General features: G+C 69.5%; 25 protein-coding genes and 1 pseudogene. 13 read left to right on the forward strand and 13 right to left on the reverse strand.

Annotated elements, in window-relative coordinates; genetic code table 11:
- Positions 1-12: 12 nt before the first annotated feature.
- Both Ate02nite_RS09000 and Ate02nite_RS09005 read left to right on the forward strand, forming a co-directional pair.
- Entirely contained in the window at positions 13-1,281 is a 1,269-nt protein-coding gene (locus tag Ate02nite_RS09000; RefSeq protein WP_203802066.1) for an FAD-dependent oxidoreductase, read from the forward strand.
- A 9-nt stretch (positions 1,282-1,290) separates the two neighbouring features.
- Positions 1,291-3,114, forward strand: coding sequence for a leucine--tRNA ligase (locus Ate02nite_RS09005; protein WP_203802068.1), 1,824 nt, complete (start codon positions 1,291-1,293; stop codon positions 3,112-3,114).
- On the opposite strand, the gene rdgB is transcribed toward Ate02nite_RS09005, so the two are convergent.
- The 4 genes from rdgB to Ate02nite_RS09025 form a co-directional block, all read right to left on the reverse strand.
- The gene (gene rdgB, locus Ate02nite_RS09010; RefSeq protein WP_203802076.1) at positions 3,111-3,725 is read right to left on the reverse strand and encodes an RdgB/HAM1 family non-canonical purine NTP pyrophosphatase; all 615 of its coding nucleotides are present in this window, start codon (positions 3,723-3,725) and stop codon (positions 3,111-3,113) included. The genes Ate02nite_RS09005 and rdgB overlap by 4 nt on opposite strands.
- A complete protein-coding gene (gene rph, locus Ate02nite_RS09015; RefSeq protein ID WP_203802078.1) occupies positions 3,722-4,447 on the reverse strand; it encodes a ribonuclease PH in 726 nt (241 codons plus the stop codon). The genes rdgB and rph overlap by 4 nt, the downstream gene beginning before the upstream one ends.
- A gap of 64 nt (positions 4,448-4,511) precedes the next feature.
- On the reverse strand, positions 4,512-5,684 hold the full coding sequence (locus tag Ate02nite_RS09020) for a glycosyltransferase (RefSeq protein WP_203802081.1): 1,173 nt from the start codon (positions 5,682-5,684) through the stop codon (positions 4,512-4,514).
- Positions 5,685-5,752: 68 nt separating this feature from the next.
- Positions 5,753-6,499, reverse strand: coding sequence for an MBL fold metallo-hydrolase (locus Ate02nite_RS09025; protein ID WP_203802083.1), 747 nt, complete (start codon positions 6,497-6,499; stop codon positions 5,753-5,755).
- A gap of 261 nt (positions 6,500-6,760) precedes the next feature.
- Between Ate02nite_RS09025 and Ate02nite_RS09030 the strand changes: the two genes are divergently transcribed.
- Positions 6,761-7,171, forward strand: a complete 411-nt coding sequence (locus Ate02nite_RS09030) for a hypothetical protein (protein WP_203802085.1) — start codon at positions 6,761-6,763, stop codon at positions 7,169-7,171.
- On the opposite strand, the gene Ate02nite_RS09035 is transcribed toward Ate02nite_RS09030, so the two are convergent.
- The 5 genes and pseudogenes from Ate02nite_RS09035 to clpS form a co-directional block, all read right to left on the reverse strand.
- The gene (locus tag Ate02nite_RS09035; protein ID WP_203802086.1) at positions 7,168-8,133 is read right to left on the reverse strand and encodes a PLP-dependent cysteine synthase family protein; all 966 of its coding nucleotides are present in this window, start codon (positions 8,131-8,133) and stop codon (positions 7,168-7,170) included. The genes Ate02nite_RS09030 and Ate02nite_RS09035 overlap by 4 nt on opposite strands.
- Positions 8,134-8,138: 5 nt before the next feature.
- Positions 8,139-8,453 (reverse strand): MoaD family protein, encoded by a 315-nt coding sequence (locus Ate02nite_RS09040; protein ID WP_203802087.1) that lies wholly within the window; start codon positions 8,451-8,453, stop codon positions 8,139-8,141.
- Positions 8,454-8,511: 58 nt separating this feature from the next.
- A pseudogene (locus Ate02nite_RS09045) lies at positions 8,512-8,999 on the reverse strand (M67 family metallopeptidase).
- A gap of 53 nt (positions 9,000-9,052) precedes the next feature.
- The gene (locus tag Ate02nite_RS09050) at positions 9,053-9,553 is read right to left on the reverse strand and encodes a DUF2017 domain-containing protein (protein WP_203802089.1); all 501 of its coding nucleotides are present in this window, start codon (positions 9,551-9,553) and stop codon (positions 9,053-9,055) included.
- Positions 9,554-9,573: 20 nt separating this feature from the next.
- Positions 9,574-9,864 (reverse strand): ATP-dependent Clp protease adapter ClpS, encoded by a 291-nt coding sequence (gene clpS, locus Ate02nite_RS09055; protein WP_203802090.1) that lies wholly within the window; start codon positions 9,862-9,864, stop codon positions 9,574-9,576.
- 105 nt (positions 9,865-9,969) lie between these two features.
- On the opposite strand from clpS, the gene Ate02nite_RS09060 reads away from it, so the two are divergent.
- The 3 genes from Ate02nite_RS09060 to Ate02nite_RS09070 all read left to right on the forward strand — a co-directional run bounded on the left by Ate02nite_RS09060 (position 9,970) and on the right by Ate02nite_RS09070 (position 13,217).
- Positions 9,970-11,256 carry a nicotinate phosphoribosyltransferase gene (locus tag Ate02nite_RS09060; RefSeq protein ID WP_203802094.1) on the forward strand — a complete coding sequence of 429 codons (1,287 nt, stop codon included), beginning with the start codon at positions 9,970-9,972 and terminating at the stop codon, positions 11,254-11,256.
- 8 nt (positions 11,257-11,264) lie between these two features.
- A complete protein-coding gene (locus Ate02nite_RS09065; RefSeq protein ID WP_203802097.1) occupies positions 11,265-11,840 on the forward strand; it encodes a nicotinamidase in 576 nt (191 codons plus the stop codon).
- A 75-nt stretch (positions 11,841-11,915) separates the two neighbouring features.
- Entirely contained in the window at positions 11,916-13,217 is a 1,302-nt protein-coding gene (locus Ate02nite_RS09070; RefSeq protein ID WP_203802100.1) for an MFS transporter, read from the forward strand.
- 7 nt (positions 13,218-13,224) lie between these two features.
- Here the strand turns inward: Ate02nite_RS09070 and fxsT are convergent, their stop codons facing one another.
- Positions 13,225-15,984 carry an FxSxx-COOH system tetratricopeptide repeat protein gene (gene fxsT / locus Ate02nite_RS09075; RefSeq protein ID WP_203802102.1) on the reverse strand — a complete coding sequence of 920 codons (2,760 nt, stop codon included), beginning with the start codon at positions 15,982-15,984 and terminating at the stop codon, positions 13,225-13,227.
- A gap of 137 nt (positions 15,985-16,121) precedes the next feature.
- Between fxsT and Ate02nite_RS09080 the strand changes: the two genes are divergently transcribed.
- From Ate02nite_RS09080 to Ate02nite_RS09095, 4 genes are all read left to right on the forward strand, one after another.
- Complete coding sequence (locus Ate02nite_RS09080) at positions 16,122-16,382, forward strand: hypothetical protein (protein WP_203802104.1); 261 nt, start codon at positions 16,122-16,124, stop codon at positions 16,380-16,382.
- Positions 16,383-16,437: 55 nt separating this feature from the next.
- Positions 16,438-16,944 (forward strand): GNAT family N-acetyltransferase, encoded by a 507-nt coding sequence (locus tag Ate02nite_RS09085; protein WP_239147248.1) that lies wholly within the window; start codon positions 16,438-16,440, stop codon positions 16,942-16,944.
- Positions 16,945-17,038: 94 nt separating this feature from the next.
- A complete protein-coding gene (locus tag Ate02nite_RS09090; protein WP_239147249.1) occupies positions 17,039-17,359 on the forward strand; it encodes a DMT family transporter in 321 nt (106 codons plus the stop codon).
- A 215-nt stretch (positions 17,360-17,574) separates the two neighbouring features.
- Positions 17,575-18,060 carry a TetR/AcrR family transcriptional regulator gene (locus tag Ate02nite_RS09095; protein ID WP_203802191.1) on the forward strand — a complete coding sequence of 162 codons (486 nt, stop codon included), beginning with the start codon at positions 17,575-17,577 and terminating at the stop codon, positions 18,058-18,060.
- A gap of 519 nt (positions 18,061-18,579) precedes the next feature.
- On the opposite strand, the gene ctaD is transcribed toward Ate02nite_RS09095, so the two are convergent.
- Positions 18,580-20,334, reverse strand: a complete 1,755-nt coding sequence (gene ctaD, locus Ate02nite_RS09100; protein WP_203802110.1) for an aa3-type cytochrome oxidase subunit I — start codon at positions 20,332-20,334, stop codon at positions 18,580-18,582.
- Between the two features lie 122 nt (positions 20,335-20,456).
- A complete protein-coding gene (locus Ate02nite_RS09105; protein ID WP_203802112.1) occupies positions 20,457-21,563 on the reverse strand; it encodes an FAD-dependent monooxygenase in 1,107 nt (368 codons plus the stop codon).
- A gap of 138 nt (positions 21,564-21,701) precedes the next feature.
- On the opposite strand from Ate02nite_RS09105, the gene Ate02nite_RS09110 reads away from it, so the two are divergent.
- Positions 21,702-22,097, forward strand: a complete 396-nt coding sequence (locus Ate02nite_RS09110; RefSeq protein WP_203802114.1) for a VOC family protein — start codon at positions 21,702-21,704, stop codon at positions 22,095-22,097.
- On the opposite strand, the gene Ate02nite_RS09115 is transcribed toward Ate02nite_RS09110, so the two are convergent.
- Positions 22,087-22,734: a helix-turn-helix domain-containing protein gene (locus Ate02nite_RS09115; RefSeq protein WP_203802116.1), complete on the reverse strand. Its 648-nt coding sequence runs from the start codon at positions 22,732-22,734 to the stop codon at positions 22,087-22,089. The two genes, Ate02nite_RS09110 and Ate02nite_RS09115, sit on opposite strands and share 11 nt — an antisense overlap.
- A 34-nt stretch (positions 22,735-22,768) precedes the next feature.
- Here Ate02nite_RS09115 and Ate02nite_RS09120 point away from each other — a divergent pair, with 34 nt between their 5' ends.
- Both Ate02nite_RS09120 and Ate02nite_RS09125 read left to right on the forward strand, forming a co-directional pair.
- Positions 22,769-23,887 carry a DNA polymerase ligase N-terminal domain-containing protein gene (locus Ate02nite_RS09120; RefSeq protein WP_203802118.1) on the forward strand — a complete coding sequence of 373 codons (1,119 nt, stop codon included), beginning with the start codon at positions 22,769-22,771 and terminating at the stop codon, positions 23,885-23,887.
- 202 nt (positions 23,888-24,089) lie between these two features.
- On the forward strand, positions 24,090-25,424 hold the full coding sequence (locus tag Ate02nite_RS09125) for an MGH1-like glycoside hydrolase domain-containing protein (protein WP_203802121.1): 1,335 nt from the start codon (positions 24,090-24,092) through the stop codon (positions 25,422-25,424).
- Positions 25,425-25,426: the final 2 nt, after the last annotated feature.

Consider the following 25,426-nt stretch of genomic DNA (forward strand, 5'->3'; position numbering starts at 1 on the left):
TAACTATCCGATGTGGACGACCGAGCGATCGTCATCGGGGCCAGCATCGCCGGTCTCGCCGCCGCGCGCGTCCTGAGCCGGCGCTACGCGCAGGTCCTCGTCCTCGACCGGGACACCCTGCCGTTCTCCGCCTCGCCGCGGCGGGGTGTGCCGCAGGGCCTGCACCCGCACGTCCTGCTCGTCGCCGGGCTGCGGGAGTTGTCCGTGCTGTTCCCCGGCCTCGAGCGGGAGCTGATCGCGCTCGGCGGCACCCCGATCGACGCCGGCAGCGAGATGTGCAACTACCGCTTCGGCCGGCGCTGGCCCGCGGTCGGCACCGGCCTGGCCACCATCTCGGTCAGCCGGCCCCAGCTGGAAGCCGTGCTCCGGGCCCGGGCCGGCGCCCTGCCCGGGGTGACGATCCGCGACCAGGTCGCGGTGTCCGGGCTGGCCGGTCGCAGCGACGCGGTCAACGGCGTCGTCCTCGACACCGGCGAGACGCTGCCGGCCTCCCTGGTCGTCGACTGCTCCGGCCGCGGCTCCCGATCGGACCGGTGGCTGGGGTCGCTCGGCCTCAACCCGCCGCCGGAGATCGAGGTCCCGGTCGGCATCGGCTACGCGACCCGGGTCTACCGGCGTTACCCCGGCGATCTCGGGCCGTGGCGGGCGGCCTTCACCCAGTCCGAGAACGGGTTCGGGATGGCCGTGCCGATCGAGGGCGACCGGTGGCTGATCGGCGCGGGCGGACGGCACCTGACCGATTTCTTGGACTGCGTCGACCGGCTACCCGATCGGATCATCCCCGAGCTGATCAGCCGGACCGAGCCGCTCAGCGACGTGTCGGTGGCGCAGTTCCCGGCCGCGCGCCGCCGGCTCTTCGAGAAGATGGATCGCGCGCCCGGCGGCTATGTCGCGCTGGGCGACACGGTCGGCAGCCTCAACCCGCTGTACGGGCAGGGCATGACCTGCGCGATCCTGGCGGCGAGCACGCTGGGCAAGGTGCTCGACCGGCACCAGCGCACGGCCGACGCCGAGACGGTCCGCGACTACTACGCGACCGCTGCCGAACGGCTCGAGGCGCCCTGGCAGTTCGCGGCCGGCCGCTCGCCCGGGCTCGCCGTGCGCAGCCGGTACACCCGGCAGGTCGCGCTGGCCTCGCAGGTCGACCCGGATATCTACCGGGCGCTGCTCGGCGTACAGCATCTGGTCGAGCCCGCGTCGGCGCTGTTCCGGCCCGGGTTGGCGGCCCGGGTGGTCCGGCTCGCGGGAAAACGGGCGCGGGAAAACGACGTTTCCGGCTAGCTTCCGCACATGACGGGCTATGACTTTCGCGCACTGCAGGAACGCTGGCTGCCGGTGTGGGAGTCGCTGGGCCTCTTCGCCACGCACGACCCGGCCCGGGAACGCCGATACCTGGTCGACATGTTCGCCTACCCCTCCGGCGACCTGCACATGGGCCACGCCGAGGCGTACGCGATCGGCGACGTGATCGCCCGCTACTGGACGCAGCAGGGCTTCGACGTGCTGCACCCGGTCGGCTGGGACTCGTTCGGGCTGCCCGCCGAGAACGCCGCCATCCGGCGCGATCAACACCCCGCCGACTGGACGTACGCGAACATCGCCACCCAGGCCGAGTCGTTCCGCCGCTACGCGATCTCGTTCGACTGGGCGACCCGGCTGCACACCAGCGACCCGTCCTACTACCGCTGGACGCAGTGGCTGTTCCTGCGGTTCTTCGAACGCGGGCTGGCCTACCGCGCCCGGGCCGCGGTCAACTGGTGCCCGGCCGACCGGACGGTGCTGGCCAACGAGCAGGTAATAGCCGGCCGCTGCGAGCGGTGCGGCAGCGAGGTGATCCAGCGCGAGCTGACCCAGTGGTTCCTGCGCATCACCGCGTACGCGGACCGGCTGCTGGCCGACATGTCCGAGCTGGAAGGCCGCTGGCCCGCCCACATCCTGACCATGCAGCGCAACTGGATCCCCGGCCTGCACGACTGGCTGATCTCCCGGCAGCGGTATTGGGGTTGCCCGATCCCGATCGTGCACTGTTTCGCCTGCGGCGAGGTCCCGGTCCCCGACGACGAGCTGCCGGTGCGCCTGCCCGACCTGCGCGGCGCCGAACTGGCCCCGAAGGACGTCTCGCCACTGGCCGCCGCCACCGACTGGGTGTCGGTGGCGTGTCCGAACTGCGGTAGCCAGGCGAAGCGCGACACCGACACGATCGACACGTTCGTCGACTCGAGCTGGTATTTCCTGCGCTACCCCAACCCCGCGTATGACCAGGGCCCGTTCGACCCGGCCACGGTTCGCCCGGTGGACCAGTACTTCGGCGGCCCCGAACACGCGGTGATGCACCTGCTGTACGCCCGCTTCTTCACCAAGGTCCTGTACGACCTGGGCCTGGTCGACTTCACCGAGCCGTTCCGCGCCCTGACCACCCAGGGCCACGTGATCCTGAACGGCGCCGCCATGAGCAAGACCAAGGGCAACATGGTCGACCTGGGCGAACAGATCGAGAGGTACGGCGTAGACGCCGTCCGGGTGGCGATGGTCTTCGCCGGCCCGCCGGAGGAGGACATCGACTGGGCCGACATCTCGCCGGGCGGCTCAGTCCGCTTCCTGTCCCGCACCCTGTCCCTGACCGACCGCGTCCCCACGGTCGCCGTCGGCGGCGACACCGAGCTGCGCCGCAGCACGCATCGCCTGCTGCGGGTGATCACCGAGCTGATCGAGGCCCGGCGGCTGAACGTGGCCATCGCCCGGCTGATGGAGCTGGTCACCGCCGCCCGCGAGGCACCCGCCGACGATCCCGCCCGGCGCGAGACCGTCGAGGCGATCGCCGTCGTGCTGTCGCTGTTCGCGCCTTACACCGCCGAGGAGATGTGGTCGCGCCTGGGCCACCCGCCCGGCATCGCCAAGGCGGGCTGGCCCATCATCGACCCGACCTTGGCCGCCGAGCGCACCGTCGTGTGCGCCGTGCAGGTCAACGGCAAGGTGCGCGACCGCCTGGAGGTCCCGGCCGACATCACCGAGGCCGACCTGACCGCGCTGGCGCTGGCCTCCCCAGCCGTCGCCGGCCTGTCGGTGACCCGCACGATCGTGCGACCCCCCGAGCTGGTCAACGTCGTGGTCTAGCTCGGGAGCTCCTTGGCGATCACCTTGGCCAGCTCGCGGAACGCCTTGCCGCGGTGGCTGATCGCGTCTTTCTCGGCCGGGGTCAGCTCGGCGTTCGTGCGGCTCTGGCCCTCGCCCAGGAAGATCGGGTCGTAACCGAAGCCGCCCTCGCCGCGCCGCGCCCGCAGGATCGTGCCGCGCTGCTTGCCCTCGACCAGGTGCTCGCGCCCATTGGGCAGCACCAGCGCGGCCGCGCACACGAACGCGCCACCCCGCTGGTCGTCGCCGACGTCGGAGATCTGGGCCAGCACCAGCTCGAGGTTGGCCCCGTCGTTACCGTGCCCACCGGACCAGCGCGCGCTGAACACCCCGGGCATCCCGTTGAGCGCGTCGACCGCGATGCCGGAGTCGTCGGCCACCGTCGGCAGCCCGGTGCGCTTGGCCCCCTCGCGCGCCTTGATCAGGGCGTTTTCCCCGAAGGTCAGCCCGGTCTCGGGCACGTCGGGGTAGTCGGGGAAGTCACCGAGCCCGACCAGCGCGATGCGCTCGGTGCCCAGCGCCAGGTCGAGAATGCGCTGAAGTTCGACAAGCTTCTTCTTGTTCGCCGTGGCGAGCAGCAACCGGGAACTCATGCCAAGGCCTTCTGCTGGGCGGCGGCCAGCTCGGCGCACCCGAGGACCCCGAGGTCGAGCAGGGCATTCAGCTGGTCGCGGCTGAACACGCCGTCTTCGCCGGTGCCCTGCACCTCGACGAAGTCACCGTCGCCGGTGCACACCACGTTCATGTCGACCTCGGCGGCGACATCCTCCAAATACATCAAGTCGAGGCGGGGCTCGCCGTCGATGATGCCGACGCTGACCGCCTGGATCGAGCGGTGCATGACCTTGTCCACCTTGCCGGCCAGGGACTTGCGGTCGGCCAGCCAGTTGACCGCGTCGTGCAGCGCGACGTAGGCGCCGGTGATCGCGGCGGTGCGGGTGCCGCCGTCGGCCTGCAGCACGTCGCAGTCGAGGACGATCGAGTTCTCGCCGAGCGCCTTCAGGTCGATGCAGGCCCGCAGGCTGCGCCCGATCAGCCGGGAGATCTCGTGGGTGCGGCCGCCGACCTTGCCCTTGATGCTCTCCCGGTCACCACGGGTGTTGGTGGCGCGGGGCAGCATCGCGTATTCGGCGGTGACCCAGCCGAGGCCGGAACCCTTGCGCCAGCGCGGCACCCCCTCGGTGACGCTGGCGGTGCAGAGCACCCGGGTGTCGCCGAACTCGACGAGCACCGACCCCTCCGGGTGGATGCTCCACTTCCGGCTGAGGGTCACGGGTCGTAGCTGGTCGGCCGCTCGGCCGTCGGGTCGTGCCATGCCTTGAACCTTATTGGTTCGGGCGCTGGTTCGCTCTGTCAGGTCCCGCGCCTGTGGATAACCCTCAGATGCGGGGCACGGAGGGGCGCAGCACCGCTTCCGGCCGCGGCCGGGCGATCGACCTCGCGACCGCCGCGGGCAGCGCGCCGTGCGCCCGCAGGAAGCCGTCCACGGCCTGGTCCCAGCTGAAGCCCTCGGCCCGGGACCGGGCCGCCGCCCGCCGCTCCGCCTCGGGACGCCGCATCAGGGTGCGCACACCGTCGGCGAACGCCTCCGGGGTGCCGGCCACCGCGATGCCGGCCTCGCCGACGACCTCGGGCAGGGCGCTGGAGGCGTTGACGACCACCGGCGTACCGCAAGCGAGGGCCTCCAGGGCCGCCAGGCCGAACGTCTCCACCGGACCCGGTGAAACGACCACATCGGCGCTGGCCATCAGCGCCGCGACCGCGGAGCGGTCGGCGATGTGGCCGGCGAACCGCACCGGAAGCCGCGCCGCGCGATACGCGAGCGCCGCCCGGCGCGTGCCGTCCCCGGCCACCGCGAGCACCGCCGGCACCTTCGCGTTGCGCAGCGCGGCGATCGCGTCGACCGCCAGCTCGGGCCGCTTGGCCCCGGACAGCCGGCTGCAGTAGGCCACCAGCAGTTCGTCGGGCCGGGCGTAGCGGGCCCGGATCGCCGGATCGAACCGGGACGGGTGGAACTCGTCGAGGTCGACGCCGAGCGGCACCTCGACCAGGTTGGGCACGCCCAGCCGGCGGAACTCGGCCGCCGCGAGCGCGGTGGTGCAGACGATGGTGTCGAAGTTCTCCGCAGTGCGCAGGTTGAGCCGGTCGGCCACGTGGTCGCGCTTGGGCATGCCCCAGACACCGAGCAGGCCGGCCAGCGTCTCGTGCGAGACCATCACCGAGCCGACGCCGCGCTTCCGGGCCCAGCTGCCGGTCCAGCGCAGGGTGGCCCGGTCGGAGACCTCGATGCGGTCGGGCTCGAGGGAGTCGAGCAGCCGGGTGAGCTCGCCGCGGCCGGCCATCACGCGGTAACCGCCGGTGCGGGGCAGGGGCGCGCTGGGCAGCGTGATCACGCGGCCCTGGGAGGTCTCGATGTCGGAGCGCTCGCGGCCGGGCACGATGAGGATCGCCTCATGGCCCGCACGCTGGTAACCCTCGCCGAGATTGCGCAACGCCGTCCGGAGGCCACCGGTATGAGTTGTCACGAAGTTGGCCAGCCGGACAATGCGCATGCAGCAACTCCAAGATCATGATCCGGTGGTACGACGGCGCGTGCGACCCCTGTCCCCCGGCTCAGGCCTTAGAGATCGTACCGGGCGCCGGGGCGAACCACCTCAACCGGGCCGGTATAAGCCGCGGTGGCCGCATCCACAATAGAAGCCTCGGAGAACCACGCAGGTATCAAATGGGTCAGCAAAAGCCTGCCCACATCGGCCTTGGTGGCCGCTTCGCCGGCTTCTCCGCCGGTCAGGTGCAGGCCGGGCGGATTGTCCACGCCGTCCAGGTAACTCGCCTCACACAGGAACAGATCGGCTCCGGCGGCCAGCCGCAGCAGGGGCTCGCAGGGGGCGGTGTCTGACGAGTACGCGATCACCCGGCCGCCGTGCTCGATCCGCACGCCGTACGTCTCGATCGGATGGTTGACCCGGTCCACCGTGATCGTGAACGGTCCGATCGGAAACGTGCCCGGCTGAAGGCCGTAGAACGTGTAGACGTCGTCGAGGGTCTCGTTGTCGGAGCTGTAGGCCGCGGAGATCCGCTCGGCCGCCCCCAGCGGCGCGTAGACCGGGATGGGCTCGTGCGCCCCGCGCGGGTCGTACCGCCGGACCACGATGTAGGTGCAGGCGTCCAACATGTGGTCACAATGTAGGTGAGTCAGGATGATCGCGTCGATCGCGTTCATGTCCGAGTACCGCTGCAGGGCCGACATCGAGCCGGAGCCGAAATCGATGAGAAGCCGGAAGTTATCGGCCTCGACGAGATAGGCGGAACAAGCCGCTTCGGGGCCGGGAAAACTGCCGGCGCAGCCGAGAACGGTCAGTCGCATGCGGGTCCCTCTGCCTCACGCTGGGTCGTCCACGCCCCGCTGGACCGGTCCGTGGCAGTCTCTCCAGACCAGTCAATCACGGAGCGAAGCGTACTTCGCGACCTGCGCGGCAAGTAAACGTCTGATCGATTTGTCGCCAAATCGACAACGTACATCACACCGCCCGTGACCTCGGTCATTAGCGCAATTCCCGTTACGTCCGGTGAGTCGTTTGCGTTGCACAAAGTGAGGACTTCTTGGGACGGAACAGACGGGGACAACGTGACAACGGTCGAACAGAACCGCACCACGCGAACCGAGGCGGCAGAGATCATGCCGTTCGGTGGCTGGGAGAGTACACCGGCATCCACGACGTTCGGGGACCGCGAAACGCTCTTCCGCTTTCCTGCGGCGGATGACCCGGCGCCATCCCCGGCGCGGCTGTTGACCATGGCGCTCTACGCCGCCGCGCTCGGCTTGACCGGCGTCGGGGTCGGGCTGCGCGCAATGGTCAAGCTTTTCGGCGGTACGCCATTCTGGTACGTCCCGACCCTGTCCTTTTTCGGACTTCTGAGCGTGGCCCTGGTCGTCGGATCGTTCCTGTCGATCCACCGCCGGGCCCTGCCGTGGCTGCTAATGGTGGCAGCCACGGCGCCATTGGCGATCGACATCCTGATCGCCATTTTCTACTAAGCCCAGAGCTGCCCTTCGAGGGCCTCTTCCGCGTCGTTCAGGGTGCCGCCGTACGCGCCGGTCGACAGGTACTTCCAGCCGCCGTCGGCGATCAGGAAGGCCACGTCGGCGCGGCGGCCGGCCTTGACCGCCTCGTGCGCGACGGCGAGGGCCGCGTGCAGGATCGCCCCGCTGGAGAACCCGGCGAAGATCCCCTCCACCTCGACCAGCTGACGGGTGCGCAGCACGGCGTCCCTGGTGCCCACCGAGAAGCGGCGGTCCAGCACGCTCGCGTCGTACAGCTCGGGCACGTAGCCCTCGTCGATGTTGCGCAGGCCGTACACCAGCTCGCCGTATCGCGGCTCGGCCGCGATGATCTGGATGCCGTCGACCTTTTCCTTGAGGAACCGGCCGGTGCCCATCAGCGTGCCGGTGGTGCCCAGCCCGGCCACGAAGTGGGTGATCGTCGGCAGGTCGTGCAGCAGCTCCGGACCGGTGGTCTCGTAGTGCGCACGGGCGTTCGCCGGGTTTCCGTACTGGTACAGCATCTTCCAGTCGGGGTGGTCGGCGGCGATCTGCTTGGCGGTGGCCACGGCCTGGTTGGACCCGCCCGCGGCCGGCGAGAAGATGATCTCCGCGCCGTACATCCGGAGGATCTGGATGCGCTCGCCGGAGACGTTCTCCGGCATCACGCAGACGAGACGATAGCCGCGCAGTTTCGCCACCATGGCCAGCGCGATGCCGGTGTTTCCGCTGGTCGGCTCGAGGATCGTGTCGCCCGGGTGCAGGTGGCCGGACTCCTCGGCCTCGCGCACCATGTACAGCGCCGCCCGGTCCTTGACGCTGCCGGTCGGGTTGCGGTCCTCGAGCTTGGCCCAGAGCCGCACCGGCGGTGCCCCGTCGGGCACCGTCGGCGACAGGCGGGGCAGGCCGACCAGCGGCGTGCCCCCACACGCGTCCAGCAGGCTCTCAAAACGAGCCATAAGGGTTAGCGCCCGAGGAGGGCGGCCGCGGCGGCGAAGCCGAGGGCGCCACCGGCCACGGCCGGCAGGATGGTGACCGAGTCGCCGTCGTTGAGCTTGGCGTCGAGGGCGCCGAGGAACCGCACGTCCTCGTCGTTGATGTAGATGTTGACGAAGCGGTGCAGGCCACCCTCGGGCGTGATCAGCCGGCCCTTGAAGCCGTTGTGCTTGGCGTCCAGGTCGTCGATGAGCGCGGTCAGCGTGTCGCCGGCGCCCTCAACGACCTTCGAGCCGCCGGTGTAGCTGCGCAGAATGGTGGGAACGCGAACTTCGATTGCCATGTCGGTAAATGCTCCTGGGTAAGGGTCGAACAGCGGAAGGGGATCTACGAGGATGTCGTCAGCGACACTCGTAAACCACCGACACGGGGCTCTGCCCGAACATGTAGGACTGCACTCCGACACTCACGCGTCTACCTTCGCATCCACGATGTCGATCTTTTCTTCGGTCACCGCACCGTCCACGATGCGGAACGACCGGATCTCGTCGAGACCCGGCTCGCGGGTCGACACCAGCACGTAGTGCGCGCCCGGCTCGCCGGCCAGGTTGATGTCCGTCCGCGAGGGGTAGGCCTCGGTGGCCGTGTGCGAGTGGTAGATGACCACCGGCTCCTCGTCGTTGTCGTCCATCTCGCGCCACACACGGAGCTGTTCCATGGAGTCGAACTGGTAGAACGTCTGCGACCGGGCCGAATTGTCCATCGGGATGAACCGGGAGGGTGCATCGCTGCCGACCGGACCGGCGATCACGCCACAGGCCTCGTCGGGGTGGTCCCGGCGGGCGTGGGCGAAGATCGCATCAACGATCGCCCGGTCGATAGTCAGCACGTCGTTCACATTACCGTGAGATTTCCCGGCACTGAGTATGGCCGTGGCCACAGTCAGTCGATCTCCGGCAGAGCGTTGAGCAGCGACTCCTGGAGGTAGCCCAGGTACGCGTAGACGCTCAGCTGGAAGACCCGGCTGGAACCCGGATCGTGCACCGCCGCCTGCTCCAGCTCCTCGCTGAGGTCGGTCTCGGCGCCGATGTCGAGCCGGGTGCCCATGGCCAGGCGCGCGTCGTTGATGGCGCGCAGCCACGCCTCGGCGGCCTCGCCGTCCAGGCGTACCTCGCCCTCGCCCTCATCGGGCAGGGCCGCGAGAATCGCGCCGGCCTGATCGATCTTCCCGGTCTTCAGCTCGCCCTCGGTGTACAGGCGGAACTCGGCCGAGTCGTCCGGGCGATCCGGATAGATGTCCGGAAAGAGCCGGGAAACCACCGGGTCGGTGTGATCCATCCCGTCGGTCAGCAGGCCGACCACCTCGCCGGCGACCTTGCGCAGCACGCGCACCTCGTCGATCGCGAAGGTGGCCACGCACTGGGTGCCGTTGCGTCGGAACATCTGCCCTCTCCCGCGGTTGCTCAGGCCCGGTCAACCGTCGCCCAGAGACCGTATCCATGCAGCTGGTTGGCGTCCATCTCCATGCGCTCGCGCGCCCCGGAGCTGACCACCGCCCGCCCTTTCGTGTGCACATCAAGCATGAGCTGCTCGGCCCGCTCTTTGCTGTAGCCGAACAACTTCTGAAACACCCAGGTCACGTATGACATGAGGTTCACCGGATCGTCCCAGACGACAGTCACCCAAAGGCGATCATCGGCGGGTGCCTCCTCGATCTCCGGTGTCTCGACGGGAGCAACCTGTGGCAACGCCATGACCCCCATGTTGCCACCGGATTTGCCGCATCGGTGAACCGGAACGCCGAACCGCAGGTCAAGGCACCATTAGTAAGGGGCAGGACCGCGCAATAGGGTGAGGGGGTGAACTCCTTCGCCCCCGCGTTGATGACCGACCAGTACGAGCTGACCATGGTCAGCGCCGCGTTGAAGGACGGCACGGCCGACCGCAGCTGCGTCTTCGAGGTCTTCGCCCGCCGCCTGCCCACCGGCCGGCGTTACGGCGTGGTCGCCGGCCCGGGGCGGCTGATGGAGCTGATCCGCGATTTCCGGTTCACCGACGAAGACATCGACTTCCTGCGCAAAGCGCAGATCGTCGACGAGAGCACCGCGGCCTGGCTGGCGGCCTATCGATTCACCGGCGACATCGACGGGTACGCCGAGGGAGAGCTGTTCTTCCCGGGCTCCCCGATCATGACGGTGGCCGGCACCTTCGCCGAGTGCGTGGTGCTGGAGACCCTGATCCTCTCGGTGCTGAACCACGACTGCGCGATCGCCACCGGCGCGGCCCGGATGGTCACGGCGGCCCGCGGACGCCCGATCATCGAGATGGGCTCCCGGCGCACCCACGAGGACGCCGCCATCGCCGCCGCCCGCGCTGCCTACCTGGCCGGCTTCGCCTCCACCTCCAACCTGGCGGCCGGCGCGAAGTACGGCATTCCCACCACCGGCACCTCGGCGCACGCGTTCACGCTGCTGCACGACGACGAGCCGACCGCGTTCGCGTCCCAGGTGGCGGCGCTCGGCAAGAACACCACGCTGCTTGTCGACACGTACGACATCGCCCAGGGCATCCGGAACGCCATCGCGGTGGCCGGGCCGGGCCTGCGGGCCATCCGGATCGACTCCGGCGACCTGTCGGTGCTGGCCCAGCACTCCCGTGAGCTGCTCGACTCGCTCGGTGCCACCGAGACAAAGATCATCGTTTCGGGTGACATGGACGAGTACGCGATCGCCACCCTCGCCGCCGAGCCGGTCGATCTGTACGGCGCCGGCACGGCCGTGGTCACCGGGTCCGGGGCGCCGACCGCCGGCCTGGTCTACAAGCTGGTCGAGGTCGACGGCCGGCCGGTGGTCAAGCGCTCGGAGAACAAGGCGACGGTGGGCGGCCGCAAGACCGCCGTACGCCGTCACAAGCCCACCGGAACCGCCACCGAGGAGATCATCGTCTCCCAGGGCGTGCCCGATCATTTCCCGAACGACCGGCTGCTCCAGCACTCCTTCGTGGCGGCCGGCGAGGTGGCACCTCAGCCCACCATCCAGGAGTCCCGCGAGCACCTGCGGCAGTGCCTGATCTCGATCCCGTGGGAGGGCCTGAAGCTCTCGGCCGGCGACCCGGCCATCCCCGTCACCATCGTCCCGACCGTCTAGGGGTACTCATGTCGCGTGCGCTGATCATCGTCGACGTCCAGAACGACTTCTGCGAGGGCGGCTCGCTTCCGGTGACCGGTGGCGCCGCCGTCGCGGCCGAGGTCACCCGGGTTCTCGCCGAGGACACCGGCCGCTGGGACCACGTGGTCGCCACCAAGGACTGGCACATCGACCCCGGAAACCACTTCAGTGACCACCCCGACTACCTGGACACCTGGCCGGCGCACTGCGTGGTCGGCTCGGGCGGGGCCGACTTCCACCCGTCGCTGGTCACCGACCGGGTCGAGGAGATCTTCCACAAGGGCGAGCACAAGGCGGCCTACTCCGGCTTCGAGGGCCACGCCGAGGACGGCGCCACCCTGGCCGACTGGCTGCGCGGCCGCGGCGTGACCGAGGTCGATGTGGTGGGAATCGCAACCGACCATTGCGTACGCGCCACCGCGCTCGACGCCCGCGCCGAAGGCTTCGCCACCACGGTCTTGCTGGACCTCACCGCCGGCGTGGCGCCCGGGACCACCGAGGCGGCGCTGGTGGAATTCCGCACCGCATCGATCGAAATGTCCGGCTCACCTCGGGTTTCATAGGTTTCCTACCGCCATAAGTGGTTGGTTTTCTGTCGTACCCCCGGGGCAGGATGACGGGCGGAGGTCAGGAACCACATGCTGCTCACGCCTTACCGCGAAACACTCGCGTTGCCCCGGATCAAGTCACTGCTCGCGGTGGCGACGCTCGCCCGCATCCCGATCGCGGCCAGCGCCGTCGTCCTGACCCTCCACGTGGTCACCGATCTGGGCCGCGGCTACGGCGCCGCCGGCCTGGTCGGCGCCGCCTTCACCATCGGCGGCTCGGTCGGCGCGCCGGTGATGGGCCGCCTGATCGACCACCGCGGCCTGCGCCCGATCCTGGTGCTGACCACGGTCGCCGAGGTCATCTTCTGGTCGGTGGCGCAGGGCGTGTCCTATCCGGTGCTGCTGGTGATGGCCCTGTTCGGGGGCTTCCTGGCGCTGCCCGCGTTCGCCGTGGCCCGCCAGTCGATCGCCGCGCTGACCCCCGAGGCCCAGCGGCTGCCCGCGTTCGCCCTCGACTCGATCACCACCGAGCTCTCGTTCATGACCGGCCCTGCGCTGGGCGTGCTGATCGCCACCGGCCCCGGCCCCCGCGTCGCGATGCTCACCATCGGCGCCGGCATTCTCCTGTCCGGCCTGGGCCTGTGGCTGCTCAACCCACCGGTCCGCGCCGCACACGAGGCGTCCGTGGCGTCCGGCGAGCGGGTCTCCCGCCGTTCCTGGCTGCGCCCCCGCTTCGTGGCGATCCTGGCCGTGACCATGGCCGCCACCCTGGTCCTCTCCGGCACCGACGTGGCCGTCGTGGCCGTGCTCCGGGAGAATGGCGAGATCGGCTGGACCGGCCCGGTGATGACGCTGTGGGCGCTCTACTCGCTGCTGGGCGGCTTCGCCTACGGCACGATGAGCCGCCGCCTGGCGGCGGTCGCGCTGCTGGCCCCGATGGCGGTGCTGACCGTGGCGGTGGCCCTCGGCAGTGCGCACTGGTGGCTGCTGGCCATCCTGCTGATCCCGTGCGGCGCCCTGTGCGCCCCCACGATCACGGCCAGCGCCGACGCGGTGAGCCGCCTGACCCCCGCCGCGGCCCGCGGCGAGGCGATGGGCCTGCACAACTCGTCCCTGACGGTGGGCGTGGCCCTCGGCGGCCCGCTGGCCGGCCTGGCCGCCGACACCCTTTCCCCGGCGTGGGGCTTCGTAGCGGTCGGCGGCGTCGGCGCCCTGATAGCCCTGGCGGTCCTCCCGGCCGAACTGCTCCACCGCCGCACCGACGCTGGGCAAGAGCCCGCCGCCTTCCCCTCCGCCGACGTCCTGGCCGCCGGTCCAGCGGGCCCGGCTGCGGCAATCCCACAACAGCCGATGCCCCATGAATCAGTACCCAGCCCGGCCGGGCGGCACTAGCCACGAATCACAGCGAGGGTGGCTCGATGCTGAGCTCGATGCGGGTGCCCTCGCGCACGGCGCGCACCCACGGGTGTTCGTCTCCGAATGTGTCCTCGAGTTCGTGGAGCGCGAGGTTCCGCAACTCTTCGGCCGGGGAATCGTTGCCGACCGCGGCGTGGTCCAACGCGAGATTGGCGCCGGCTGCCAGCGTGTCGGGGTGAACGGCGCCACGGTGTTCGCGGGCCGACCAATAGGCCCGCTCGGACAGCCGGTGGGCGGCTTCGACCTCACCGGCGAGCGCCAGATCGGTCGCCAGGTTAACGGCGGCGCTCACGGTGAACGGGTGATCCTGACCCACGCGGTCGACCAGCGCGCCGTGGGTGACCGTGTCGGCTTTCCGCGCCGCTCGGCGCTCGCCTCTGGCCCGCAGTGTGCTGGCCAGGTTCACCTCGGCCGCCAGAGTGAGCGGGTTGCGCAGCCCCAGCCGGCGCCGGTACCCGTCGACCGCCTCGACGGCGATCGCATGTGCGCCGTACCCGTCGCCCGACTCACGCAGCGTGTTGGCGTAGCTGACCTGGACCGCGAGGGCCGTCTCGTCATCACGGCCGAAGGCCGTCGTGCTGTCCCGGTGTAGCCGGGACAACGCGACGGTCGCCTCCGACACCGCGCCGAGACCACGGCGGGCCAATGCCGCCGTCCGCCTCGCCAGCACGATCGGCCGCCCGTCGACGACTTCGTCCCCCGGTTCGGACTCGCCGAGTATCCGCAGTGCGTCGGCGAGGCGGCCCAACCCGTAAAGATCCTCGGCAATCGCGTTGACCCGGGTAAGTGACCCGCGCGAGGCCGGCGATTCCCGGTCCGCCGCCGCCGCGGCGGCGAAGTCTCCGGCCAGGCGCAGGCAATGGGCCAATTCCGCGCGGAGCGGAGGGTATTCGTCAGCAGCCTGTCGAGCGAGTGCCACCGCCTCCCGATAATCGCCGGCGATACGCAGGTCGACCAGGTGGGACGCGGTCAGACTCGGCCGCGCACCTTCGTCGTCGTCGCGGAGCCGGGCCAGGGCCTCCTGGGTCAACCGGCGGGCACCGTCATACCGGCCGAGAGCTCGCAGGGCGTTCGCCCACTCCCGCTGGGCCACCAGGATCAGCCCCTCGTTCCCGTCCTCTCGACGGTCCTGCCAATTGGTGACCGCCGACTGGGCCAGTTCGACGGCGTTCTCGTACTCGCCGGTGAGGTAGTGGTAGCGGATCTGGTGGTAAATCGCCCGGCGAGCGGCCGGCAACGACGAGCCGATCAGGCCAGACGGGCGCACTTCCGGCGCTATCGCGCGATGTTTGTCCCAGCTCGGCAGTTCGTCCGGCGAGCCGGGATCAGCAGCGATGAGTAACGCCTGCACCGCCAGCCTTGCCCGGCTCATCTCGTCCGCATCGAACAATCGAGGCAGCCACTGCCGGACTGACGGCAACACCTCGATCTGCCCTCGGACGGAGTCGGCCCGGCCCAGCCCGTAACGGGTCAGGTCCCGCAGGGCTCGCTCGAAGGAGACAGGGTTGTGGAGCAACCGAGCCAGCCGCGGCTCGAGGTCGGCACCCCGTTCGGCACGCAACAGCGATACCGCCACCGGCCCGGGGGCGAACCAGGCGAACAGCGGCAGGAGAAGCTCCGCGCCCGGATTCGTCTGGGCGAGGCGGGACACGGCGATGCGGACCACGGCCTCATCCGGGGCCGACCTCTGCTCGGCGAGATCGGCCAGCAGGCTCGGCCACGTACTTCCGGTTACCTGACGCACCGCGACCAGCTGAGCCAGGACCGAGGGGAGGCCACCAACGGCGTGAAACACCGCGACGACCTCCTCCTCGGAGATATCCGGGTCGTGCCCACGCAGGAGATCTGCGGCTTCGGCCAGATGCATCACCGGCACCTCGACGGCCGGGCCGAGACCCCAGTCGATCCACTCCGGATCGGAGGTGGTGACGATGACATGGCCGCCGGCCAACGGCAGCAACTGCCGGATGTCGGGGTCGGCGGCATCGTCGAAGACCAGCAGGTATCGGCGGTCACCCGACTCCAACTCGCCGATCAACTCGGCGACCGCCTGCCGGGCGCTGGAACGCCATGCCAGTCCCAGCCGCTCGGCGAGAGTGACGAGCGAGGTGCTGGCGGCCTGACTGCCGTTTGCGGGCACCCACCACACCACCTGGTATCGGTCGGCGTGCTGATACAGGTATTCCACCGCCAGCGCGCTCTTACCCACGCCGCCCGGTCCGTGCAGCACCGCGGCACCGAACGACCGATCACCAAGAGCCTGGTCCAGTTGGTTCATCAGCGTGTCGCGGCCGACGAACAGGGAGTCCCGCACCGGAATGTCACCGACCAGCGCCGGCGGCGGGCTCGGCCGGACCGGAACGGCTGGCCTCTGGTTGGACGGCGACGCCGAACGGTGGGGAACGGTCGAGGGGGTCGAGATCTCGTCGACCTTCCGAGCTTCGAGCCACAGCCCGTTGAGCCGCGCCAGCACCGCCCGGACATCGACATTCGCGACACCCATCGCGGCAAGTGCCACCGCCATCGCCTGCACTTTGGACCAGGCGGGAATCGCGCTCCCGCGCAGCATCGCACCGACCGTCTCATGCGAAACGGACTCATATCCGGTGTTGCGCTGTGTGCGCCGGGCGACGTCCCGGGTGGCGGGCTGGCCGGCACGGTCATACAGATCATGCATGGCCGCCACGAGATCGCGGCGCGGACCGGTGGGCAGGCGCTCAGCGCTCGGTAGTGCGATCGCCACCCCACCACCCCCGGACCCACCCCGACCATGCCAACGTACTTCGCCCACCTTGCCAAATTCCGGCAAGTGGCGTCAAGCTGTAGATGCTGGCGCGCCGACGGGGCGCGCTTGACAAGCTCCTGCGAGAGGGGCTGCTCATGCCCTCCTGGGTCCTCCCGGCGGTCGTCCTCGGGTACACGTCAATACTCCTCCTTCTCGTGCTGGCCAGCGCCTTCAGCTACGCCGCCAGTCGCCGCGACGCCGCCTACCGGGTTCTGCGTGTCTTGCTGCCCTGGGGCATCGTGGCCATGCTGGTCGATCTGAAATTGCGTGAATACGGCGGTCCGTCCATCTACGTCAATGCTCCGCCGGCAGAGGGCACGGGACCGACGGACACCGAGCCGACAGCCGGCCAATGACCATCGATCCGGCAACTGCGCCGCGAGGCGGCCGGCCGCCACTAGGGTCCACGGCATGGTTGATTGGGTGACCCGCACCGAGACGGCGGCGGACGTCGTCGCCATCCGCGACATCACGGCGTCCGCCTTCGACACGACCGCCGAGGCGGACCTGGTCGACGCCCTTCGCTCCGACCCGGCCTGGATCGACGGCCTGTCCCTGGTCGCGGCCACCCCCGCCGGCGAGGTGGTCGGGCATGCACTGCTGACCCGCTGCCACGTCGACGAGGTGCCGGCCCTGTGCCTGGCGCCATGCTCGGTGCGCCCCGACCACCAGCGAACCGGCGCCGGCACGGCCGCGATCAACGCCGCCCTGGCCGCGGCCCGGTCAATGGGCGAGGCGTTCGTGATCGTCCTGGGCCACCCCGGCTATTACCCGCGCTTCGGCTTCCGGCGGGCCTCGGAGGCCGGCATCCACCTGACTATCAAGGTGCCCGACGAGGCGTTGATGGCCCTGACCCTCGACCAGGCCCGCCGGTTGCCGGCCGGCACGGTCCGCTACGCCGCCCCGTTCGGCCTTTAAACCCGGCCTATCGGCCGACCAAATCGCGTTGTGAGCTTTTCTCAGAGTTACTGTACGATCGTACTTGTACGAACGTACAAGAAGAGGTGCAACAGTGTCGTACGTGTATCTGCTGGCTGCCATAGCCGCAGAGATCGTCGCTACCAGTCTCATGAAGTCGACCGAGGGGTTCACCCGGCTGTGGCCGACGGTGGTCTGCCTGGCCGGTTACGCGATCTCGCTGGTCGCCCTGTCCCAGGCGGTGAAGGGTGTCCCGGTGGGCGTGGCCTACGCTCTGTGGTCAGCCCTGGGCACCGCCGCGATCGTCGCGATCGGCGCCGCGTTCCTGGGCGAGCCCATCACGCTGATCAAGGTGGCAGGCGTAAGCCTGATCATCGCCGGCGTAGTAACCCTCAACCTCGGCGGTTCCCACTGACTTCAACCCCAGCGGCCCCCCAGCCGCCCCCCACCCACCCGGCGACCTCCCAGCGGCCCCCCGCGCACCCGCCGGCTCAGCCGCCCCCGGCCGGCCCGGCAACGGCTGGGCCGGACACGGCCACGCTTAGGGGCGGCCAGCCTGCCTCGGCGACGCCACCCGGACGGCGGGCGCGGGATCCGCAGGCGCGGAAGGATGCGCTTGCCGAGGCGACGATCGAGGTGATCGCGGAGGTCGGCATCGGGCGGACGACGCACCGCGCCGTCGCCGCGCGGGCCGGCCTGCCGCTGGGTGCCACCACCTATTACTTCCCGACGCTCGACGCGCTGATCGCCGCTGCTCTGCGGAAGGCCGCCGAGGATCAGGAAGCCGACCTGCGCCGGTGGGCCGACCGCCTGGAGAGCGCCCCCGACCTGGTCGACGGCCTGGTCGCACTGGTCGACGAGTACATGTCGGACCGCCGCCGCGCCCAGATCGAGTTCGAACTCTGCGTGGCCGCGGCCCGCGACGCCGCCCTGCAGCCGCTGGGCCGCGACTGGCTCCAGGGCCTGCACGCGCTCCTGGCCCCGCACGTGGGTGACCAACCGGCCCACGACATCTCGGCCCTGCTGGACGGCACCATGCTCCACATGCTGACCACCAACCGCCCGCTGAACGCCCCAGCCCTGAAGGCCGCCATCCGCCGCCTGGCCATCCGCTGATCGCCCCCGTGCCGGCCACACACCGTCGCCCCACCCGCGGGTCACCGGCTGCCGGACGCAGACCCGTCTTCCCTATTGGCCGCTGCGTCCACAAGGTGGACGATCGCATTCCACCAACCACTAGATATCAGGCATATTGGCGCGCTCACGGCAGGCTGAGCCTCGAACTAGTCGATTTACCTACCCGCTGAGTGGCCTAGCTTTCCAAGATCTACGATTTCCGCCCGCGCTGCAGCCGGCCAGGTGCAGCTTGCGTAGCGCGGAGTGTCGGCCGCTCAGACCCCATACTTCCGGAAACGGAAGCGGCCCGGCATGCGGGAATCGGACCCGAAGGCGCCTGAAGACCCGCCGGCGTCAAGCGCCCGCGCGACGATCATGTCCCCCGAGTCGCCCGCCGCGACCAAACAGCGCGCCAACCCAGCAACGCGAGCCAGCAACGCTGAATGAAACACGGCTTGGAATGCGGTCGGCCCGCCCTCCTGGTGAGGAGGGCGGGCCGGCTCGGCTGAAGCGGTGGAACTAGTGGTCGCGGTTGGCGGAAGTGTCCTCCTGGTAGGAGGCACCGCCGTCGGCCTCGCTCGTCAGTACTCGGGCGCCGCCCTCGGGTGGGCCGGCCAGCGTGTGGCCGGCGGCCAGCTCGGGGAACTTCGCGTCGAAGGCCGGGCGCTCCGAGCGGATGCGCGGCATCCGGTCGAAGTTCCGCAGCGGCGGCGGTGACGAGGTGGCCCACTCCAGCGAGTTGCCGTGGCCCCACGGGTCGTCGACGTTTACCAGCTGGCCGACCTTGTAGGACTTCCAGCAGTTGTAGAGGAACGGCAGCGTCGACAGGCCCAGCACGAACGAGCCGATCGTGGAGAACGTGTTCAGGAACGTGAAGCCGTCCGACGGCAGGTAGTCGGCGTACCGGCGGGGCATGCCCTCGGTGCCGAGCCAGTGCTGCACCAGGAAGGTGGTGTGGAAGCCGATGAAGGTCAGCCAGAAGTGGACCTTGCCGAGCCGGTCGTCGAGCATCCGGCCGAACATCTTCGGGAACCAGAAGTAGATGCCGGCGAACACCGCGAACACGATCGTGCCGAACAGTACGTAGTGGAAGTGCGCGATCACGAAGTACGAATCGGAGACGTGGAAGTCGATGGGCGGCGCCGCCAGCAGCACACCGGACAGACCGCCGAAGAGGAATGTCACCAGGAAGCCCAGTGCGAACATCATCGGTGTCTCGAAGCTGATCTGCCCACGCCACATCGTGCCGATCCAGACGAAGAACTTCATGCCGGTCGGTACAGCGATCAGGAAGCTCAGGAAGCTGAAGAACGGCAGCAGCACCTGACCGGTGACGAACATGTGGTGCGCCCACACGCTCATCGACAGCGCGCCGATCAGCAGGGTGGCCGCGACCAGGCCCTTGTAGCCGAACACCGGCTTGCGGCTGAACACCGGGATGACCTCGGTGATGATGCCGAAGAACGGCAACGCGACGATGTAGACCTCGGGATGGCCGAAGAACCAGAAGAGATGCTGCCAGAGCATCGGCCCGCCGGTGTCCACATCGAAGACGTGTGCACCGAGCACCCGGTCGGCGGCCAGGGCGAACAGCGCGGCCGCCAGGAACGGGAAGACCATGATCACCAAAAGGCTGGTGACCAGGATGTTCCACGTCATGATCGGCATGCGGAACATCGTCATGCCGGGGGCGCGCAGGGTAAGGATGGTGGTGATCATGTTGACACCACCGAGGATGGTGCCGAGGCCGGAGAGCGCCAGGCCGACGACCCACATGTTGCCGCCGATGCCGGGCGAGTGCAGCGAGTCGCTCAGCGGGGCGTAGGCGAACCAGCCGAAGTCGGCCGCGCCGCCGGGCGTGAGGAAGCCGCCGATGGCGATCGTGCCGCCGAAGAGGTACAGCCAGTAGGCGAACGAGTTCAATCGCGGGAACGACACATCGGGCGCGCCGATCTGGATCGGCACCACGAAGTTCGCGAACGCGAACACGATCGGCGTCGCGAAGAACAGCAACATGATCGTGCCGTGCATCGTGAACAGCTGGTTGTACTGCTCGGGCGACAGGAACTGCATGCCCGGCCGGGCCAGCTCCGCCCGCATCAGCAGGGCCATCAGGCCACCCAGCATGAAGAACACGAAGGCCGTGATCAAATACATGATCCCGATCTGCTTCGCGTCCGTCGTGCGCAGGATCCGGGCCAGCGCCGAACCCTTGACCTGCCGCCGCACCGGGTATGGCCGGGTCACGATCGGCTTAGGCGCAACGGTCGTCACGAATAGCCTCCGTCGTCTCGTTCGTACCGCTCAGTACACCCAAAGCGAAAGGCGTACCTCGCAGGCAGAATAGTCCCCCGTGCGCCTCACCCGCCCCGGGGGTTGCCCAGAGGTGATCGACCTCAGGCGGGCGGGACCAACGGCCGGTAGTGATCGGCGAAGATCCGCAGGCCGCGCCTGCGAAGCATCGGGTCACGCAGGGCAGGCGGCACGTCACGGGTGCGGTCGCGCTCCCGGGTGCGGTCGCGCACGGCGCCGCATCGGGGCCGGCGACGCGCCTCGTACGCCCGCAGGGCGGCCGCGACGTCCCCTCCGGAACGTTTCAGTTCCTCACCGAGCACGACCGCGTCCTCGAAGGACATCGCGGCACCCTGGGCGAGGGTGGGAGCCGTCGCGTGGCCCGCGTCACCGACCAGCAGCACCGGACCGCGGTGCCAGGTCTCGAGAACCACCTCGTCGGTGCGGGCCACCGACACCTTTTCCATGGCGGCGAGGATGGCCGGCACCGGACCGCCAAACGATCCGAAGACGTTCCGCAGGTGGGCCCGCGGGTCATCCGGGTTGGGCGTGTCGGGCGCGGTCTCGTCGGCGTAGCAGTAGAGCTTGCGCCCGCCCATCGGCATGGCCACGAACGACGACCGCCGGCCGAGCAGCGCGGTCCAGTCGGACAGTGGCGGGCCGCCACTGACCACCGAGCGATAGACGATCTGGCCGGTCGGCACCGCGGCACCGCCGAGCCCGGCCTTGGCCCGGATCGTGGACCGGCGGCCGTCGGCGCCGATGACCAGGTCGTATTCGGCGACGCTGCCGTCGTTGAACTCGACCTTGGCGGCGCCGTCGAAGATTTCCAGGTCTTTGACCGCGGTGTCGTAACGGACCTCGCCGCCGACCCCGGTGAGCAGCACCTGCTGCAGGTCGGCCCGGGACAGCGCGCGGGATTCACCGACCCCGGCCCACAGACCGGCCACGTCCATCTCGAACAGTGAGCGCCCGCGGGCGTCGAGGAAGACCTGCCGGAAGATCAGATCACCGAGTGGGCGCAGCGGTGCGTCGAGGCCGAGTTGCCGAAGTGCCCGGGAGGCATTACCGGGCAGGTAGATGCCGGCACTGGGCAGCATGCTGGCGGGCAACTCTTCGACCACGTCCGGCCGGTAGCCGGCGAGCCGCAGCGCCCGAGCAGCGGAAAGGCCGGCAATTCCGGCCCCCACCACGAGGATGCGCAAGGTCATCGCGCTATTGCCTCCCAGCGGTCGGACACGCGTCGGAGCCAGAACACTACCCCGAGCCACCGGACCGGGAAACCCTCGATCATCCCCGAGTCCGATTTGTTCAAGACTTCGGTGAAGCGCGTCCGTAGCGTCGGCGACATGGCACCGACGATCAACGGAATCGGCCTCGTGGTGGCCGACATGGCAACCTCCCTCTCCTTCTATCGCCGCCTGGGCCTGGACTTCCCGGCCGAGGCGGATCGCGAGCCGCACGCCGAAGTGGAGCTACCCGGCGGCATCCGGCTCATGTTCGACACCGAGGCATTGCTCGCCTCGATCGAGCCCCGGTTCGCCGTCGTAAAAACAAAGACCGGGCCGAGCCTGGCCTTCCTCTGCAGTGACCCGGCCGAGGTCGACGCAACCCATGCCGACCTGGTGAAAGCCGGCTATCGCAGCTATCGGGAACCGTGGGACGCCGAGTGGGGTCAGCGATACGCGGTGATCCACGATCCGGACGGTTACACGGTTGATCTTTTCGCATGGTTCAAGCAGTAGAGATCAACGCACCGAGTGGCACACCGGCCATGGCCCGAACCTCCCGAGCGAGGTGGGCCTGGTCGGCGTAGCCGGTCGTCGCCGAGACGGTGGCGAACGGCACTCCAGCGCGGGCCAGCCCGACCGCCCGCTGCATCCGGATGATCCGGGCGAGCATCTTCGGCCCATAACCAAAAGCCGCGTTGCTGCGCCTGAGCAGCTGTCGAGGGCCGACACCACAGCCTTCGATCGGCGTTGCTGAGGCCAACGCCACCATGACCGGGTCGGGCGCGACCCAGCGGGAAGCGGCGGCCGTGGTCAGGGCGGCCAGCGGGTCGGCCGACTCGGCCAGTGGCCGGACCGAAGAAGGCCGCCACAGCGCGTCGAGCGGCACCTGCTGATCGACCAGCTCGGACGCGGGCACACCGAGCACCGGCGGCCCGGTGCCGGCCGAGAAGCGCAGCGCGAACATGCGGCTGCCGAGCACCGGCCGCCCGACCTGCGCGGTCGTGTCGGGCCCGGCCACGAAGACCCGGCCGTCCTGCCAGATGATGTCCAGACACCCGTCCGGCAGGATGCGGTGTTCGCCCGCTCCCGGCCCGGTCACACTCCACCAGGCCACCACGTGCGGCAACGACGACGCCCGTTCCGAGTACATGCGACAAGCCTGCCACCGGGGTATGACAAGAACTGTGACGGATCGACTGGGTGAATATCGCCGCAAACGGGATGCAACACGCACTCCTGAGCCCGTTCCGCCGGATCACCCGGAAGAAACCGGGCGGAACCGGTTCGTGATCCAGCAGCATCACGCCCGCAGCCTGCACTGGGACGTCCGGCTGGAGCGCGACGGCGTACTCGTCAGTTTCGCCGTCCCGCGCGGCCTCCCCCGCGACCGCACCCGCAACAACCTGGCCAAACACACCGAGGATCACCCGCTCGAATATCTGGATTTCAGCGGCGAGATCCCGGCCGGCGAATACGGCGGCGGCCGGATGACGATCTTCGACCAGGGCACCTACGAGACCCGGAAGTGGCGCGCCGACGAGATCGAGGTGGTCTTCCACGGCGAACGCGCCACCGGGCGATACATCTTCTTCCAGACCGGCGGCGCCGACTGGATGGTCCGGCGGATGGATCCACCCGAGCCCGGCTGGGAGCCACTCCCCGAGTTCATCCCGCCGATGCGCGCCGCCGAAACCACCAAAACCACCAAACCCCGCAAAACCGAAGACAACCTCTGGGCGTACGAGATGGGGTGGGCCGGCCGGCGCGTCACGGCGTACATCTCAGGTGGTCGCGTACGGCTGAATGAAGCCGGCGGCGGCGATGTGACCTCGTGGTTCCCGGAGATCCGGGCCCTTGGGCCGGCGCTCGCGCCGATCGAGGCGGTATTCGACGGTGAGCTGGTGGCGTTCGACGGACCGCGGCCGGACGCCAAGCTTCTGGATCGGCGCACGGCGCCGCGGGATGCCGCGGCGGCGAGGCGCGCCGCCGAGCGGACTCCGGTGCAGTTCCTCGCGTTCGACCTATTGTGGCTGGAGGGGCACGGCACGCTGGAGATCGAGTACGCGCAACGCCGGGAACTGCTCGACGGTTTGGCGGTTTCCGGCGAGCATTGGCAGACCCCGCCCTACTTCCCCGGCGGCGTCGAATTCGCCCTGGAGACGGCCCGCGCCCAGGGTTTGCCGGCGGTGCTCGCCAAGCGGCTCGACTCGCCGTATCTGCCTGGTCAACGCAGCGAATTGTGGCGAGAAATCCCAGTGCGATCTGCCCGACCGGGTGCAGACAGAGAGCAGGACCGCATCTAGAGTTCAGCGCCGGTCCGCCCGAGCCGATGGTTGATCCAGAGGCCCGGCGCACCGGTAGTCCGTGCCCTTTCCGCTATCCACCGGTTCCCTTGCGGGAGCCTCGGCGGCCGGTGAAGTTTCAGGTTTGCCGGTGACCGCAGCGGAAAGGGTTTCTGATTAGATGCACGACCACCTGCCCCCAACTCCTGCCCTGAAGCCGGATATGTCTGCCGAACTCTGGAACTCCGCTGTCCGCGTCCTTGAGACCAACTGGGCCGGCGACCACATGGTCCCCTCCCGCCGGCTTTATCCCCACCAGTGGAGCTGGGACGCCGCCTTCATCGCCATCGGCCTGGCCTATGTGAACCCCACCCGCGCCTGGCGTGACCTGCGGAGCCTGTTCGAGGCGCAGTGGCCGGACGGCCGCGTTCCGCACATCGTCTTCGACCCGGCGACCGCCGAGGCCGACTACTTCCCGGGTCCGGCGTTCTGGGACGTGCCGGCCTACGGCAACCGCGCGGCCCGCGGCAGCACCGGCATCGTCCAGCCGCCGATGCACGCGATCGCCGCCTGGGAGGTCTACCGGCACGCGGCCGCGCACGGCGCGAACTGCGCGCAGGAGGCCCGCACCGAGCTCGAGTGGCTGTACCCGCGGCTGGTCGCCCAGCAGCGTTACCTGACCACCGACCGCAACCTGGGCCGAGGCGGCCTGGCCAGCATCGTGCACCCGTGGGAGTCGGGCCTGGACAACAGCCCGGCGTGGGACGAGGCGATGGCCAACGTGCCGGCCGACCTGGCCCTGCTGTCCCAGTACCGCCGTCGTGACCTGGACGTCTCGGACGCCGCGCACCGACCCACCGACCTGGACTACTCCCGGTACGTCGGCCTGGTGGTCAGCTACCGCGCCGAGGGTTACGCGGACGCCGGCCTGCTGGACCGGCACGCGTTCGCGGTGGAGTGCCCGGCGTTCAACTCGATCCTGGCCTCCGCCGAGCTGGCGCTCGCGCAGATCGCCGGCGAACTCGGCCGAACCGCCGAGGCAGCCACCCACCGCCACCGGGCCGCCCAGATCACCGCGGCGATCATCCGGCGGTTGTGGAACGAGGAGACCGGCACGTTCCACGCCCTGGACGTGCACACCGGCAAGCTCACCCCGGCGAACTGCGTGAGCGGTCTGCTGCCGCTGATGCTGCCGGACCTGCCCGCCGACCTGGTCCAGGCGATCATGAACGAGATGCGGTCGAACCGGTTCGGGCTGCCGGTGCCCAGTTACGACCGCACCGCGCCGGACTTCGACACGATGCGGTACTGGCGCGGGCCGGTCTGGATCAACGTGAACTGGCTGGTCCGGCGGGGTCTGCTGATGCACGGCTTCCGGGACGAGGCCGAGGATCTGCGTACGGCGATGGTGCGGCTGGTGCACCGCAACGGGCATTTCGAGTACTTCCACCCGACCACGGGTGAGGGCCTCGGCGCGCCGACGTTCAGCTGGACCGCGGCCCTCTCCCTCGACCTGCTGGCGGACCGGTCAGTGCCGGCTTACGCCAAAGCCGGATAAAG

The sequence above is a fragment of the Paractinoplanes tereljensis genome (assembly GCF_016862435.1).
GTDB classification, from domain to species: Bacteria; Actinomycetota; Actinomycetes; order Mycobacteriales; family Micromonosporaceae; genus Actinoplanes; species Actinoplanes tereljensis.